Raw genomic sequence first — 15,105 nt, 5'->3', positions numbered from 1 at the left:
CTGCTCGGCGTCGCGGCCCGCCGCCGGCTCCAGCCCCAGCATGTCCATGGGTTCGGTGTCTGCCACCGCGCCGGCGAACGGCAACCAGGTCAACATCGACGGCTTCGCGTTCGCGCCGGCCACCTTGACCATCGCGGCGGGCACCACGGTCACGTGGACCAACCGCGACGAAGAGCCGCACACCGTGGCCGCGAGCGACGGTTCGTTCCATTCGCCCGGGATGGGGACGGGGGCCACCTTCAGCCACACCTTCACCGACCCGGGCACTTTCGACTACGTGTGCTCGATTCACCCGATGATGCACGGGACCGTGGTGGTGACGCGATGAACCCGAACATGAGTCGCCGCCAGCTGATGCGGCACACGGCGTGGTTCGGCGCGGCGGTCGGTTTCTCCGTGGTTGGCGGCGAGGTGATTTCGCAGGTCGCCGGCGCGGCGGCCGAGCACACCCACGCCCGGCCCGCCCTGCGGTTCGCGCAGATCAGCGACAGCCATATCGGCTTCACCGGCGCGTCCAACCCGGACGTCACCGGCACGTTCGCCCACGCGATCGACCGGGTCAACAACCTTGGCTACACACCGGATTTCGTGGTCCACACCGGCGACCTCACGCACCTGTCGAGTCCCGAGCAGTTCGACCAGGTGAAGCAGATGATGACCGCCTTGAAGACACCGCATGTGTTCACCGTGCCCGGGGAGCACGACTCGGTGGACGACGCGGGCCAGAAGTACCGCAGCGCCTTCGGCGCCGGGTCCGTCGGCGACGGCTGGTACAGCTTCGACATTGCGGGAGTCCACGCGATAGCGCTGGTCAACACGCTGAACCTGCACAAACTCGGGCATCTGGGCTCCGAGCAGCTGGAGTTCGTCGAGAAGGACGTCGCGCGGCTGTCGAGCGACACCCCCATTATCGTGTTCAGCCACATCCCGTTGTTCGCGATGTACCCGAACTGGGGCTGGGGCACCGACGACGCAACCCAGGCGCTGTCCTACCTGCGCCGGTTCTCGTCGGTCACCTGCCTGAACGGGCATGTGCACCAATTGTTTTCCAAGACCGAGGGCGCGCTGACGTTCTACAGCGGGACGACGACCGCGTACCCGCTGCCGAAGCCCGGAGACGGGCCCGCGCCCAAGCCGGTCACGCTGCCCGCCGGCAAGCTCCGCGACGCGCTCGGCATCCGCGAGGTGAGTTACACCAGGGGCCAGACCGTCCTGGCGTTGAAAGAGCAGGCCCTGCAATGACCCTGCTGTTTCGCATCGGCCTCGCCGTGTCACTGGCCGTCAGCGCCTTCAGCCACGCCTACCTGTATGTCCATGGCTACCGCCACATTCCGGACATCGGTGCGGCCTTTCTGGTTCAGGCCAGCGCCTCGTTCGCCATCGCCCTGCTGATGCTGCTCGGTGGTCCCGAATGGCTCCGGTGGGCCGCGGCCGCCGTGGCGGGCGGATCGCTGGTCGCGTTCACCCTATCCAGGACCATTGGGCTGCAGGGGTTTGTCGAGCGAGGCTGGGAACCGGCACCGCACGCGGCGATCACCGTGACCGCGGAGGTGCTGGCGGTGCTGTTGTGGGCGGGGGAGCTGGCAGCTAGGCGGTATCCGGTGCCTCTTGGGTGCGCCGATCGCCGCCCGTACCGTCGGGGGCGGCGGCCGACCTGCTCTTGAAGCGATGTTTGAGAGATCTCGCCGGCTTCTCGACAAAAAACCAGCTCGCCGCGGCAAGGGGCAAGGTGGCCGCCGCCACGACGAGCGTGAACACCATCGAAGGCAGGCTGAGAAGTCCGCTGACGGCAAGCAGTTGCTGAGTGGGATACGCGTAGATGTAGGCGCCGTAGGACAGATCGGTGCGCAGCCTCAGCCGTCTGTTGTGGATCAACGCCCCCGAGACGACGACGGCATAGGCCAGCGGCAGGGCGGCGACGACCCGGTAGTCGGGGAGTGAACCGGCCGCCAGGACGATGGCGACGCTCACCGCGACGAGCCACCATCGGGCGGGGATCACGTCTCGCCACTGATACAGGAACGCCCCGGCCGCGAACATGATCGCCGAGCGGCAGATCAAGAAGAGCAGGGCGGTGCGGACGTCGCCGCCGCTGCCCTCGTGTTGATTCAGGACATCGGGAAATCTCAACGGCGGCAGCATCGCGGCCCCGACCGTCGCCGGTAACAGGATCGCGAGGGAAACCCACCGATACTTGGCGAGTCCGACGATCCCGATGGCCGCGACGACCAGGTAGCACATGATTTCCCAAATGAGGGACCACAGCGAACCGTTCCACATCCCGGCGTTGGGAATGCCGCGCGGAGTGCCACCGATATCGAATTTGACCAACGCCACGGCGCTGTTCTTCAGCACGTATTCGAGTGGCGCGCCCGATGAAATGAGTTTGGTGGGCGACCCGCCTTGAATCGCGACGCTGATCGGAGCTATCACGAACGCGGTCACCAGCAGGCAAACGTAGAAACCGGGCAGGATGCGAAGAGCTCGAGCGGCGAGATACTCGCGGATCCGCGGGTTGCTCAGCCAACTCGCGGTGATCAGGAATCCGGAGATCGCAAAGAACCCGTCCACCCCTATGCAAAGGAGGAGCTGCAGCACCGCCCTGGACGACGGGAGGTGACTCCTGGCGGAGAACGTGTGCCAGAAGATCACTTCCGCGGCCAGGGCCAAGCGCCACGCATTCAGTGCGTTGTTGCGCGGATCGAATACCTGCCCGAGTTTCATCCGCCTCCCCAGTGGTCCGCGTAGGGCGCTGCGGGTGTCGTCGTATCGTCACAGATCGCCAGAGCGGGCGAATTCACGCTACCCGAGGGATTTCTCGGTGGCAAAACGCCGCTGCCCCATATGTGGTGAGGCATAACGTCGCTCGTGTCGGTTGTGCAAAAGCGATCGGCAGACGCCGCCACGAATTTCTCCGCGGACTCCGCGACCGGATCGTCCCGCGACGGCCCCGTGTTCGCGGCTATCCCTCGCGCTTGGCGTCGATGAACCGCCGTGTCTCGTCCCAGGTCGGCAGCAGGCCCGAGGCACGGACCTCGTCGAAGCTTGGGGCAGCCGCATCGCGGTCGGACAAGTTGGGTGCAGCGCCGTTGACCAGCGGCCAGTCGATCGCGAGCGCCGGATCCGTGGGGCAGATGGTGTGTTCGCGCTGCGGGTTGTATTCGGCCGAGCACAGGTACATCACCGTCGAATTGTCCTGGAGCGCAAGGAAGCCGTGCGCCAAGCCCTCCGAGATGTAGATCGTCTTGTGGTTCAGGTCGTCGAGCAGTACCGAATCCCACTGGCCGAAGGTGGGTGAGCCCACACGGATGTCGACCACCACATCGAATACCGAGCCGGACACGCAGGTCACGTATTTGGCCTGGCTGGGGGGAACCTGGGCGAAGTGCAGGCCGCGTAACACGCCGGCGGACGACACCGAACAGTTGGCCTGCCGGACGTCCAAGCGGTGACCGGCGAAGCCGGTGAAGTCGTGATCGGTGAGCCACTCGAAGAGCAGGCCCCGGGAGTCGCCATGAAGGGCAGGGGTGATCTCCCATGTGCCGGGGATGTCGAGTTCGCGAACCTTCATCTTATTGACCACGTCCTTCATAACGGGCTTCCGCGGCATCCTTCAAAGGGCGCCACCACGATTCGTTGGCACGATACCAGTCGATGGTGGCGCTCAAGCCCTCCTCGAAATCGGTATGCTTTGGCGCCCAGCACAATTCGTCGTAGAGCATCGACGGATCGATGGCGTAGCGCAGGTCGTGGCCGACCCGGTCGGTCACGTGGTCGAAGTCGTCGGGTGCGCGGCCCATCATCTTCAGCAGCGTGCGTAGCACGCTGAGGTTGTCGCGCTCGCCCTCGGAGCTGATCAGGTACGTGCGGCCGATTTCGCCCTTCTCCAGGATTCGCCGCACGGCGCTGTTGTGGTCATCGACGTGGATCCAGTCGCGGACGTTGGCCCCGCTGCCGTACAGCTTGGGCCGCCGGCCGGTGAGCACGTTGGTGATCTGGCGTGGGATGAACTTCTCCACGTGCTGATACGGGCCGTAGTTGTTGGAGCAGTTCGAGATCGTCGCGCGCACGCCGTAGGAGCGCACCCACGCCCGGACCAGCATGTCGGCGCCGGCCTTGGTGGCCGAGTACGGGCTCGACGGGTTGTAGGGAGTCGACTCGGTGAACCGGTTGGGGTCATCGAGCTCGAGGTCGCCGTAGACCTCGTCGGTCGAAATGTGATGCAGCCGCACCCCGTGGCGCCGGACGGCTTCCAGGATGGTGAACGTGCCGACCACGTTGGTGTGCAGGAACGGACCCGGGTCGTCCAGCGCGTTGTCCACGTGGCTCTCGGCGGCAAAGTGCACGACGGCGTCGGACTCGGCGACCAGCCGGGAGACCAGCTCGGTGTCGCAGATGTCGCCGACCACCAGCCGGATCGCGTCCTCGACGCCGGCCAACGACTCCCGCCGCCCGGCGTAGGTGAGGGCGTCGAGCACCGTCACGGAGTCCTCGGGGTGTTCGCGCACGGTACTGCGCACGAAGTTCGCGCCGATGAACCCGGCGCCGCCGGTGACCAGTAACCGCATGGTCAAACCCTAACCGAGTGGATCGGTCAGCTGCCGCGACTCAGCCCCAGCGGCCCGGCCAGTTCGCTCAGCGCCGAAATCAGCGCGTCGTCGTCGTGGCTGTCCAGCACCTGGACGGCTACGTGGTCAGCCCCGGCGTCGCGGTGTTCGCGGAGTCGGTGCGCGATGGCCTCCGGGGTGCCGTAGGCCACCACCGCGTCGATCAGCCGGTCGCTGCCCGGCTTGTGGACGTCGGCTTCGGTGAACCCGAGCCGCAGCCAGTTGTTCACGTAATTACTCAGGCCCAGGTAGGAGTTGGCGTACCTGCGCCCGACGGCGCGGGCGTGCTCCGCGTCAGTGGTGAGCACCACCTTGTGTTCGGGCGCCAGGAAGACGGAACTGCCGACCAGTTCGCGGGCCTTGGCCGTGTGTTCCGGCGTGGTCAGATACGGGTGTGCGCCGGCGCTGCGCTGGGCCGCCAGCCGCAACATGCGCGGCCCGAGCGCGGCGAGCACGCGGCGGCTGGTGGGCACCATCGCGGCGTCGAGCTCGTCGAGGTAGGAGGCCAGCGCGTCGTACGGCTTGACGTACTCCTGCGTGTGCTCGGCGTGCCCGACGCCCACCCCAAGCAAAAACCTTCCGGGATAAGCCTTTTCGATGCGCTCGAAGGACTGGGCGACGGCCGGGGCCGGCGCCGTCCAGATGTTGACGATCCCGGTGGCCAGCTGCAGCGAGGTGGTCTGCGCCAGGGCCGGCTCCACCCACGACAGCTCCGCGTCCGGCGAGCCGCCGATCCAGGCGGCGCCGTAGCCCAGCGACTCGATTCGAGCCGCCAGTTCTCCGGTGATGGATCGGCTGGGCAGCCATACGCCGAACCGGCCCAGGTCGGGTTTGAGTGCTACTGCCTCGGTCATGTACGTCCCCTCCCTAGTCTGCTAGCTCAGTCCGAGCGGCCCCGCCAATTCGGCCAACGCCGACACCAGGTTTTCATCCTTGGTCAGGACCTGCACCGGCACGTGGTCGGCGCCCGCGTCGAGGTGTTCTTTCAACCGGGCCGCGATCGCCTCCGGCGTACCGTAGGCCACCATGGAGTCGACCAGCCGGTCGCTGCCCGGGCGGACGACCTCGTCCTCGGCGAAGCCAAGCCGCTTCCAGCTGTTGCGGTAATTGGCCAGGTTGAAGTAGATGTCGAGCGCCTTGCGGCCGACGGCGCGCGCCTGCTCGGCGTCGGTGGTCAGCACCACCTTGTGTTCGGGCGCCAGGAACGCCGACGGCCCGATCAGCTCCCGCGCCCGCGCGGTGTGCTCGGGGGTGGTCAGGTAGGGGTGCGCGCCTGCGGCGCGTTCGGCCGACAGCTTCAGCACCCGGGGGCCCAGGGCCGCCACCACGCGCCGGTCGGCCGGAACGCCGTACTCGTCGAGCCGCTCCAGGTAACTCACCAGGGCGTCGTAGGGCTTTTGGTACTCGCTGATGGCCTCGCGGTGCCCGACGCCGATGCCCAGCAGGAAGCGGCCGGGGTAGGCCGCCTCGATGCGGTGGAACGACTCGGACACCGGCCCGGCGGGCGCCGTCCAGATGTTCACGATGCCGGTGGCCACCTGCAACGTCGTCGTGGCCTCGAGCAGGGGCTCCACCCAGGCCAGCTCGGCGGGCGGGGAACCGCCCACCCAAACGGCCCCGTAGCCGAGGGACTCGATTTCTTTGGCTTGCTGGGGTGTCACGCCGCGTCCGAACGATCCGAACCGGCCGAGGTTGGGCTTGGTCATGGTTGTTCCCAACCGGGCGGGTGATGCGGCTATTCCGCGGGCTCCGTGGCCGGCGGGACTTCCAGCGGCAGCAGCACGATGAACCGGGTGTCGCCGGGCACGGACTCCACTCGCAGGTCGCCCCGGTGGTTCTTGACGACGATGTTGAACGCCAGGTCCAGCCCCAGGCCGGTGCCTTCCCCGAACGGCTTGGTGGTGAAGAACGGTTCGAAGATGCGATCCCGCACGCCGTCGGGGATTCCCGGCCCGGTGTCGGCGATCTCGATTCGGGCCATGTTGCCCTGCCGGCCGGTGCGGATGGTCAGGGTGCCGCCCTCGTCGCGCATCGCGGCGAGCGCGTTGTCGATGATGTTGGTCCATACCTGATTGAGATCGCCTGGGTAACAAGGGATTTGGGGAAGCGATTTGTCGAATTCCTTGACCACCTGGACTTTGGCGTCGGCGCTCGAATGGGGGCCCAGCCGGTCGGCGAACATCGTGAGCGTGCTGTGCAGCAGTTCGTGGACGTCGGCCACCTGGAAGGGGGCGCGGTCCATCTGCGAATACTGCTTGGCGTCGGCGACCAGCGCCGAGATCCGCTTGCTCGCCTCCAGGATCTGATTCAGCAGCAGCTCGCCCTCGACGGTGTAGGTCAGCCAGCGGATGGCCTTCTCCAGCGAGGTCGACGCGCCGAGCTCCTCGGTGGCCGCCGCGATGCGCTCCAGCCAATCGGTGTCGATGCCGCCCTCGACGAACGTCGGCGCGATGTCCCAACCGCCCTCGACGTCATGGTCTTCCAGCCATTCGCCGACGGCGTCCTCCAGGTCGGCCGTCTCGATCGCGGTCATGTTCACCGACGCCGACTTGGCCACCTGCGCCGCGACCTCTTCCTGCAGCCGCACCAGTGCCCGCAGCGCCTCGGGGGTGACGGTCCCGTCGGCGAGCATGGCGAGCTTCTGGCGCATGCCGGCGACCCGCTGGCGCAGCTCGGCGGCCGCGCGGACGGTGGCGGCCGCGGGGTTGTTGAGCTGGTGGGTCAGCCCGGCGGACAACTGGCCGAGCGCGAGCAGCTTCTCCCGGTTGTCGATGATGCGGCGGGTGCGCTCGAGGCCGACCGCCATCCCGTCGAGCAGGTGGACCGCCATCGGGAACTGGTCCTGCATGAAGTTCGCGAACGCCGGCGCGTCGAGCACGAAGAACCTGGACGGCTTGGTGACGTACACGCTCGCGTCGTAGCTCTGATGCGCCAGGTTGCCGGTGAAGGCGCGCCAGGCGCCCGCATACACCCCGCGTTGTGAGGTCCGGTTGGTCTCGATCTCCTGGCCGCCCGAGAGCTTCGACATCGCCAGCTCGCCCTCGATCAGGACGTACAGGCAGGTGGCCGGTTCGCCCTCGACGCAGATCGGGCCGGGCTGGTAATGCTCGATGTGCCCGCTGGCGCACAGCATTTCGAGCTGCTCGTCGGAGAGCGCCTCGAACAGGAACAGGCTGCGCAGCTCGCCGGGCCGACACGGCATCTCGGTCATGATTCGGCGAGGTAGCGATGCACCAGCATGACGGCCATCGATCCCTCGCCGACCGCGGCGGCGACGCGCTTGGCGGACTCGGCCCGCACGTCGCCGGTGGCGAAGACGCCGGGGACGCTGGTCTCCAGGTGGTGCGGCGGGCGGTCCAGCGTCCAGCCGCACACGTTGCGCAGGTCCGGGCCGGTGAGGACGAAGCCGTGGTCGTCGCGGGCGAGCACCCCGTCCAGCCATTCGGTGCGCGGCGCGGCGCCGATGAAGATGAACATCCGGGCGCAGGTGACGTCCTCGGTTTCCCCGGTCTGGTTGTCGACCAGGGTCAGCCGCTGCAGGTGGTCGTCCCCGACGGCGCGGCGCACCTCGGTGCAGGTGCGCACGGTGATGTTGGGCCGCGCCTCGATCTGCTGGATCAGGTAGTAGGACATCGAGGCGTCCAGCGACGGGCCGCGCACCACGATGGTCACCGACTTGGCCTCGCGGGACAGGTACATCGCCGCCTGGCCGGCGGAGTTGGCCCCGCCCACCACGTAGACCTCCTCGCCCGCGCATTCCGAGGCGATGGAGACGGCCGCCCCGTAGTAAACGCCCTTGCCGGTCAGCTCGCCGCAGCCCTCCGCCGGGAGCTGGCGGTAGGCCACGCCGGTGGCCAGGATGACGGCGTGCGCGTCGATCGAGCCGCCGTCGGCGAACCGCACCGTGCGCTTGGGGCCGTTGACCTCCAGCGCCGTGGCGGTGCGGGCGGTGATCAACTCGGCCCCGAACTTTTCCGCTTGCCGGCGCGCGCGGTCGGCCAACTGGCCGCCCGACACGCCGTCGGGGAAGCCGAGGTAGTTCTCGATGCGTGAGCTCTGGCCCGCCTGGCCTCCGGTCGCGGTGCGTTCGATCAGCACCGTGCGCAGCCCCTCGGAGGCGCCGTAGACGGCGGCGGCCAGGCCCGCGGGGCCGCCGCCGATCACGATCAGGTCGTAGAACTCCTGCGACGGCGTGGTGGTCAGGCCCAGGGTGTCGGCCAGCTGCGCGTCGGTGGGTTCGACCAGGGTGTCGCCGCGTTCGGTGACGACCACGGGCAGCCGCAGGCCGTCCTCGCCTGCGGCCTTCAGCAGCCGCTCGCCGTCGGGCTCGTCGGCCATGAACCACGAGTAGTGCAGGCCGTTACGGGCCAGGAAGTCGCGCACCTGCCAGGACCGCTCCGACCAGCGGTGCCCGATCACCTTGGTGTGCGGGATCGGGTGTTCGGGCGCCGACCGCCAGGCGTCCAGCAGGCCGTCGATGACGGGGTAGAACTTCTCCTGCGGCGGGTCCCACGGCTTGAGCAGGTAATGGTCCAGGTCGACGACGTTGATCGCGTCGATGGCGGCGTGGGTGTCGGCGTAGGCGGTCAGCAGCACCCGCCGCGCGGCGGGGTACAGGTCCATCGCCCGCTCGAGGAATTCGATGCCGCTCATCTGCGGCATCCGGTAGTCGGCGATCAGCACCGCGACGGTCTCTCCGCGAAGCTTGAGTTCCTTGAGCGTGTCCAGGGCGTCCGGGCCCGACTCGGCGCGCACGATCCGGTGCCGGTCGCCGTATTGGCGGCGAAGGTCGCGGGCGACCGCCCGCGAGACCGACGGATCGTCGTCGACGGTCAGCAACACCGGCTTGCGAGGCTGGGCGGAGGCTTCTGCGGGACTCGCGGGGCTCGTCATCAGGGTCAAGTATGCCCTCGTCAGGGCCGCCGCGGCAGGCTGAGGAGGCCGGCCGGATTTCGCTGCCGGCGATTTTGGGTGAACGGGCCTGACCAGGTATCGTGGGACGACGGTGCGTCATCCGTGCCGACTCTTTGCGTGCCCTGTCTGAGGAATTTCCTGTAACCGGCTCACGTTTCTAGTCGGGCGAATGCTGCGCCGGTAAGGGCGCACACAGGATACGAAACCAAAGACGAGGATTGCTGAAAAGTTATGGCCAAGAAGGACGGTGCCATAGAGGTCGAGGGCCGCGTGGTCGAGCCCCTGCCCAATGCGATGTTCCGCATTGAGCTGGAGAACGGTCACAAGGTGCTCGCCCACATCAGCGGCAAGATGCGGCAGCACTACATCCGCATCCTGCCCGAGGACCGGGTGGTGGTGGAACTTTCTCCCTACGACCTGTCCCGGGGCCGCATCGTGTACCGGTACAAATAAGCCCGCATCAGACCACGAGAAAGAACAGGATCGAACAGCCGTGAAGGTGAACCCGAGCGTCAAGCCAATCTGTGACAAGTGCAGGGTGATCCGTCGGCATGGGCGGGTCATGGTGATCTGCTCCGATCCGCGCCACAAGCAGCGCCAGGGCTGACACAGCGGCGATCGCAAGCGCGGCGTAGCCGGGCGAAGCGGGTCGCAGCCATCAGGCCAGGTCACTCACACAACTGAATGCAGACCTCCCAGTACCACTGAGCGGCTGGCATCTTTAGAGATGGGCCAGCTCAGCCACGCCCGGACGGAGGCCGGGCCCCGCCTCGAAGGCGGGAACGGACTGGGATCAGACCTCCGCCTAGAAAAAAGAGGAAACGCCACCTATGGCTCGATTAGTAGGCGTCGATCTGCCGCGCGATAAGCGGATGGAGATCGCGCTGACCTACATTTTCGGCGTCGGCCGCACCCGGTCGAACGAGATCCTGGCAGCTACGGGGATCGACAAGGACCTGCGCACCCGGGACCTGACCGACGACCAGCTGACCCACTTGCGTGACTACATCGAAGCGAACCTCAAGGTTGAGGGTGATCTGCGCCGCGAGGTGCAGGCCGACATTCGCCGCAAGATCGAGATCGGCTGCTACCAGGGCCTGCGGCACCGCCGTGGCCTGCCGGTGCGCGGCCAGCGAACGAAGACCAATGCGCGCACCCGCAAGGGCCCCAAGCGCACCATCGCCGGCAAGAAGAAGGCCAGGTAATCGACCATGCCACCAGCAAAGAAGGCAGCCTCTGTGCCCAAGAAGGGGCAGAAGACCCGCAAGCGGGAAAAGAAGAACATCCCGCACGGCGCCGCCCACATCAAGAGCACCTTCAACAACACGATCGTGAGCATCACCGACCCCCAGGGCAACGTCATCGCCTGGGCGTCGTCGGGCCACGTCGGCTTCAAGGGCTCGCGTAAGTCGACCCCGTTCGCCGCCCAGCTGGCCGCCGAGAACGCGGCCCGCAAGGCGCAGGAGCACGGTGTGCGCAAGGTTGACGTGTTCGTGAAGGGCCCGGGCTCGGGCCGGGAGACGGCGATCCGCTCGCTGCAGGCCGCGGGCCTCGAGGTCGGCGCGATCTCCGACGTCACCCCCCAGCCCCACAACGGCTGCCGTCCGCCGAAGCGCAGAAGGGTCTAGGAAACACTCATGGCTCGTTACACCGGACCCATCACCCGCAAGTCGCGCCGGCTGCGCACCGACCTCGTCGGTGGCGACCAGGCGTTCGAGAAGCGTCCCTACCCGCCCGGCCAGCACGGCCGCGCGCGGATCAAGGAAAGCGAATACTTGCAGCAGCTGCAGGAGAAGCAGAAGGCCCGCTTCACCTACGGCGTCATGGAGAAGCAGTTCCGCCGCTACTACGAAGAGGCCACCCGGCAGCCCGGTAAGACGGGTGAGGAGCTGCTCAAGATCCTGGAAAGCCGGCTGGACAACGTCGTCTACCGCGCCGGGCTCGCCCGCACGCGCCGGATGGCCCGCCAGCTGGTCAGCCACGGCCACTTCAGCGTCAACGGCGTGCACGTCAACGTGCCCAGCTACCGGGTGTCGCAGTACGACATCATCGACGTGCGGGACGGGTCGCTGAACACGGTGCCGTTCCAGATCGCCCGGGAGACGGCGGGCGACCGCCCGATCCCGAGCTGGCTGCAGGTGGTCGGTGAGCGCCAGCGCATCCTGATCCACCAGCTGCCGGAGCGGGCGCAGATCGACGTGCCGCTCGCCGAGCAGCTGATCGTCGAGTTCTACTCGAAGTAAGCAAGGCTTCCGCACACCTGGTGCGGAACACCTAACGGCATCAAATAGCGGGTGCCGAGAAGGAGAAGAAGAAACACCATGCTGATCTCTCAGCGACCCACCCTGTCGGAGGAAGTCCTCGCCGACAACCGCTCGCAGTTCGTCATCGAGCCCCTGGAGCCGGGATTCGGTTACACCCTGGGCAATTCGCTGCGGCGCACGCTGCTGTCGTCGATTCCCGGCGCGGCCGTCACCAGCATCCGCATCGACGGCGTGCTGCACGAGTTCACCACCGTCGCCGGGGTGAAGGAAGACGTCACCGCGATCATCCTGAACCTCAAGGGCCTCGTGGTGTCCTCGGAGGAGGACGAGCCGGTCACCATGTACCTGCGCAAGCAGGGCCCGGGCGCGGTCACCGCGGGTGACATCGTGCCGCCCGCGGGTGTCACGGTGCACAACCCCGACATGCACATCGCGACGCTGAACGACAAGGGCAAGCTCGAGGTCGAGCTCGTCGTCGAGCGTGGCCGCGGCTACGTCCCGGCGGTGCAGAACCGGGCCTCCGGCGCCGAAATCGGCCGCATCCCGGTCGATTCCATCTACTCGCCGGTGCTCAAGGTGACCTACAAGGTCGACGCGACCCGTGTCGAGCAGCGCACCGACTTCGACAAGCTGATCCTGGACGTCGAGACCAAGAGCTCGATCACCCCGCGCGACGCGCTGGCGTCCGCCGGGAAGACCCTGGTCGAATTGTTCGGCCTGGCACGCGAACTCAACGTCGAGGCCGAGGGCATCGAGATCGGGCCGTCGCCGGCCGAGGCCGACCACATCGCGTCGTTCGCGCTGCCGATCGACGACCTGGACCTCACCGTGCGGTCCTACAACTGCCTCAAGCGCGAGGGTGTGCATACCGTCGGCGAGCTGGTGAGCCGCACCGAGTCCGACCTGCTCGACATCCGCAACTTCGGTCAGAAGTCCATCGACGAGGTGAAGGTCAAGCTGCACCAGCTGGGTCTGTCGCTCAAGGACAGCCCGCCGAGCTTCGACCCGTCGCAGGTCGCCGGCTACGACGTGGCCACCGGCACCTGGTCCACCGAGGCCGCCTACGACGACCAGGACTACGCGGAAACCGAACAGCTCTAACGGCCGTCCGGTGACGATGCGGCCGCTGAGGAACCGGACACAACAACTACAAGTCCGTCCCGGCCCTACCTGATACGGGGGCCGGCCCCACTTAGGAGATAGCGCAATGCCCAAGCCCACCAAGGGTCCTCGCCTCGGCGGGTCGTCTTCGCACCAGAAGGCGCTGCTGGCCAACCTGGCCACGTCGCTGTTCGAGCACAACCAGATCAAGACGACCGAGCCGAAGGCGCGCGCGTTGCGCCCGTATGCCGAAAAGCTGATCACGCACGCGAAAAAGGGCACGCTGCACAACCGTCGTGAGGTTCTCAAGAAGATCCGCGACAAGGACGTCGTGCACAAGCTGTTCGACGAGATCGGGCCGTTCTTCGCCGACCGCAACGGCGGCTACACCCGCATCATCAAGGTCGAGCCGCGCAAGGGCGACAACGCCCCGATGGCGGTGATCCAGCTGGTGCTGGAGAAGACCGTGACGTCGGAGGCCGAGCGGGCCCGCCGGGCGAAGACGCCCAAGAAGGCGCCCGTCGCGGCAGCGGCGGCGCCTCAGGCGGCGGTCGAGCCGCAGGAAGCCGTCGGGCCGACGGCCGAAGAGGTGACCGAGCCGGCCGAGACCTCGGAAGCCGACGCCGGCGAGGCGACCGAAGTGCAGGCCGAGGCCGAGGAAAAGCACGACGAGGCCATCGAGGCACGGGCCGAGGCCGAGAAGGCCGCCGAGGCTGACGAGGCTGACGAGAGTTAACGACCCGGATTCTCAGGTCCGTCTGCGGCTCGACATCGCCTATGACGGAACGGAATTCGCGGGCTGGGCGGCTCAGACCGGTCAGCGCACCGTCGCCGGTGTGCTCGACGAGGCGCTGAGTACCCTGTTCCGCATGCCGATGCGGCTGCGGGCCGCCGGGCGCACCGACACCGGCGTGCACGCCACCGGGCAGGTGGCCCACGTGGATGTGCCGTTGGACGCGCTGCCGAATGCCTATCCGCGCTCGCCCCACCTCGGCGAGCCGGAGTTTCGGCCGTTGGTGCGCCGGCTGGGCCGGTTTTTGCCCACCGATGTGCGGGTGCTCGACGTCACGCGCGCCCCGGCGGGTTTCGATGCCCGGTTCTCGGCGCTGCGGCGCCATTATGTGTATCGGCTGTCGACCGCTCCCTACGGGGTGCAGCCGCAGCTGGCCCGCTACGTCACCGCCTGGCCGCGATCGCTGGACGTCGACGCGATGGCCGCCGCGTCGCGCGAGCTGGTGGGATTGCACGACTTCGCCGGGTTCTGCCGGCATCGCCCGAACGCCACCACCATCCGCGACCTGCAGCGCCTTCAGTGGTCCCAAGACGGCGAGCTGATCACCGCGCACGTCACCGCCGACGCGTTCTGCTGGTCGATGGTCCGCTCGCTGGTCGGGGCGTTACTCGCGGTGGGCGAGCACCGGCGGCCGGCGTCGTGGTGCCGTGAATTGCTCAGCGCCACAAGCCGATCCAGCGACTTCGCGGCCGCGCCGCCGCACGGGCTGACGCTGGTGAGCGTCGACTATCCGCCCGACGACCAGCTGGCGGCACGCAACCTGATCACCCGCGACCTGCGCACCCGCTAAACCTTCTTCGCGACGAAATTCGCGGCCTGGTTGGTCAATCCGGGCACGTAGCTCAGGTGGGACGCCCAGCGGGTGCCGCTCGAGCAGATCGGGTCGCCCGGGTTGCACAGGTCGATGGTCTTGCCGCCGAACTCCGGGGTCAGCGCGCTCATCAGCTGACCCGCCCGGGCGGACGGGTTGCCGAACAGCGCGACGGCCGCCACGTGATCGGCGGCCGCGGCCGGCAGCGGCTGGCGGAAGCCCAGCCCGGGCAGCGGTGCGGCCGTGACGATGTCGATGACGGCCGCCCCTTGCGAGTATCCCCCGAGCACCAGCTTGGTGTTGGGGCAGTTGCCGGCCATCTGCTGGATGTGGTTGCTGGCGTCGTTGGCGCCGTCGGCCGCGGCTAGGAAGTCCTTGTTGGCCGGGTAATTCACCCCATAGGAGCCAACGCTTCTGGAAGTCTGCTGGCGCAGCGCGTTGACGAAGGCCCCGCCGACCTTGCCGACGCCGGGCGGCTCGTCGGTGCCGCGGGCGAACACCACCTCAACGCCGGGACAGGAGGCGAAGGCCTGCGGAAGCAGTTGCGGAGCAACCACTATCGCAGCGCCGGCGAGCAGCCCGGCGCCCAGCGTCAATGGAATAAGCCGCACCCCA

The 15,105-nt window shown here is 67.6% G+C and carries 19 protein-coding genes; 11 read left to right on the top strand and 8 right to left on the bottom strand.

The features are described from left to right. From A5695_RS15695 to A5695_RS15685, 3 genes are all read left to right on the top strand, one after another. A partial coding sequence (locus A5695_RS15695; RefSeq protein ID WP_156749675.1) for a cupredoxin family copper-binding protein occupies nucleotides 1–328 on the top strand: 328 nt, incomplete at its 5' end. Next, on the top strand, nucleotides 325–1,242 hold the full coding sequence (locus A5695_RS15690; protein ID WP_068083664.1) for a metallophosphoesterase: 918 nt from the start codon (nucleotides 325–327) through the stop codon (nucleotides 1,240–1,242). The genes A5695_RS15695 and A5695_RS15690, both read left to right, overlap by 4 nt. Next, nucleotides 1,239–1,664, top strand: coding sequence for a hypothetical protein (locus tag A5695_RS15685; RefSeq protein WP_068083662.1), 426 nt, complete (start codon nucleotides 1,239–1,241; stop codon nucleotides 1,662–1,664). Before A5695_RS15690 ends, A5695_RS15685 begins: the two co-directional genes overlap by 4 nt. Here the strand turns inward: A5695_RS15685 and A5695_RS15680 are convergent. From A5695_RS15680 to A5695_RS15650, 7 genes are all read right to left on the bottom strand, one after another. Continuing rightward, nucleotides 1,588–2,724 carry an acyltransferase gene (locus A5695_RS15680; RefSeq protein ID WP_068083656.1) on the bottom strand — a complete coding sequence of 379 codons (1,137 nt, stop codon included), beginning with the start codon at nucleotides 2,722–2,724 and terminating at the stop codon, nucleotides 1,588–1,590. The genes A5695_RS15685 and A5695_RS15680 overlap by 77 nt on opposite strands. 238 nt (nucleotides 2,725–2,962) lie before the next feature. Then, nucleotides 2,963–3,571 carry a dTDP-4-dehydrorhamnose 3,5-epimerase gene (rfbC, locus tag A5695_RS15675; RefSeq protein WP_068083655.1) on the bottom strand — a complete coding sequence of 203 codons (609 nt, stop codon included), beginning with the start codon at nucleotides 3,569–3,571 and terminating at the stop codon, nucleotides 2,963–2,965. Between the two features lies 1 nt (nucleotide 3,572). Beyond that, nucleotides 3,573–4,568: a dTDP-glucose 4,6-dehydratase gene (gene rfbB / locus A5695_RS15670; protein WP_068083651.1), complete on the bottom strand. Its 996-nt coding sequence runs from the start codon at nucleotides 4,566–4,568 to the stop codon at nucleotides 3,573–3,575. A 26-nt stretch (nucleotides 4,569–4,594) separates the two neighbouring features. Next, on the bottom strand, nucleotides 4,595–5,461 hold the full coding sequence (locus A5695_RS15665) for an LLM class F420-dependent oxidoreductase (RefSeq protein ID WP_068083644.1): 867 nt from the start codon (nucleotides 5,459–5,461) through the stop codon (nucleotides 4,595–4,597). 21 nt (nucleotides 5,462–5,482) lie between these two features. Next, a complete protein-coding gene (locus A5695_RS15660) occupies nucleotides 5,483–6,313 on the bottom strand; it encodes an LLM class F420-dependent oxidoreductase (protein WP_068083642.1) in 831 nt (276 codons plus the stop codon). A 29-nt stretch (nucleotides 6,314–6,342) separates the two neighbouring features. Further along, nucleotides 6,343–7,818, bottom strand: coding sequence for an ATP-binding protein (locus A5695_RS30115; protein ID WP_068083639.1), 1,476 nt, complete (start codon nucleotides 7,816–7,818; stop codon nucleotides 6,343–6,345). Then, on the bottom strand, nucleotides 7,815–9,500 hold the full coding sequence (locus A5695_RS15650; RefSeq protein ID WP_068083637.1) for an FAD-dependent oxidoreductase: 1,686 nt from the start codon (nucleotides 9,498–9,500) through the stop codon (nucleotides 7,815–7,817). Before A5695_RS15650 ends, A5695_RS30115 begins: the two co-directional genes overlap by 4 nt. 252 nt (nucleotides 9,501–9,752) lie before the next feature. On the opposite strand from A5695_RS15650, the gene infA reads away from it, so the two are divergent. The 8 genes from infA to truA all read left to right on the top strand — a co-directional run bounded on the left by infA (nucleotide 9,753) and on the right by truA (nucleotide 14,469). Further along, nucleotides 9,753–9,974, top strand: a complete 222-nt coding sequence (gene infA / locus A5695_RS15645; protein ID WP_003418601.1) for a translation initiation factor IF-1 — start codon at nucleotides 9,753–9,755, stop codon at nucleotides 9,972–9,974. 40 nt (nucleotides 9,975–10,014) lie between these two features. Beyond that, a complete protein-coding gene (gene rpmJ, locus A5695_RS27670; protein WP_003879483.1) occupies nucleotides 10,015–10,128 on the top strand; it encodes a 50S ribosomal protein L36 in 114 nt (37 codons plus the stop codon). Nucleotides 10,129–10,351: 223 nt separating this feature from the next. After that, nucleotides 10,352–10,726: a 30S ribosomal protein S13 gene (rpsM, locus tag A5695_RS15640; protein WP_007167900.1), complete on the top strand. Its 375-nt coding sequence runs from the start codon at nucleotides 10,352–10,354 to the stop codon at nucleotides 10,724–10,726. Nucleotides 10,727–10,732: 6 nt separating this feature from the next. Next, complete coding sequence (gene rpsK / locus A5695_RS15635) at nucleotides 10,733–11,149, top strand: 30S ribosomal protein S11 (RefSeq protein WP_068083635.1); 417 nt, start codon at nucleotides 10,733–10,735, stop codon at nucleotides 11,147–11,149. 9 nt (nucleotides 11,150–11,158) lie between these two features. Continuing rightward, entirely contained in the window at nucleotides 11,159–11,764 is a 606-nt protein-coding gene (gene rpsD / locus A5695_RS15630) for a 30S ribosomal protein S4 (protein ID WP_067273257.1), read from the top strand. A 78-nt stretch (nucleotides 11,765–11,842) separates the two neighbouring features. Beyond that, entirely contained in the window at nucleotides 11,843–12,886 is a 1,044-nt protein-coding gene (locus A5695_RS15625; RefSeq protein ID WP_068083631.1) for a DNA-directed RNA polymerase subunit alpha, read from the top strand. Nucleotides 12,887–12,992: 106 nt separating this feature from the next. Next, nucleotides 12,993–13,622 (top strand): 50S ribosomal protein L17, encoded by a 630-nt coding sequence (gene rplQ / locus A5695_RS15620; RefSeq protein ID WP_068083629.1) that lies wholly within the window; start codon nucleotides 12,993–12,995, stop codon nucleotides 13,620–13,622. Further along, entirely contained in the window at nucleotides 13,600–14,469 is an 870-nt protein-coding gene (gene truA, locus A5695_RS15615; RefSeq protein WP_082946122.1) for a tRNA pseudouridine(38-40) synthase TruA, read from the top strand. The genes rplQ and truA overlap by 23 nt, the downstream gene beginning before the upstream one ends. Here truA and A5695_RS15610 read toward each other — a convergent pair. Further along, entirely contained in the window at nucleotides 14,466–15,086 is a 621-nt protein-coding gene (locus A5695_RS15610) for a cutinase family protein (RefSeq protein WP_068083627.1), read from the bottom strand. The two genes, truA and A5695_RS15610, sit on opposite strands and share 4 nt — an antisense overlap. Nucleotides 15,087–15,105: the final 19 nt, after the last annotated feature.

The sequence above is a fragment of the Mycobacterium sp. E1747 genome (assembly GCF_001667775.1).
GTDB lineage: Bacteria > Actinomycetota > Actinomycetes > Mycobacteriales > Mycobacteriaceae > Mycobacterium.
Note: the sequence above shows the minus strand (reverse complement) of the source record. Positions and strands in the feature narration are given on the sequence as shown.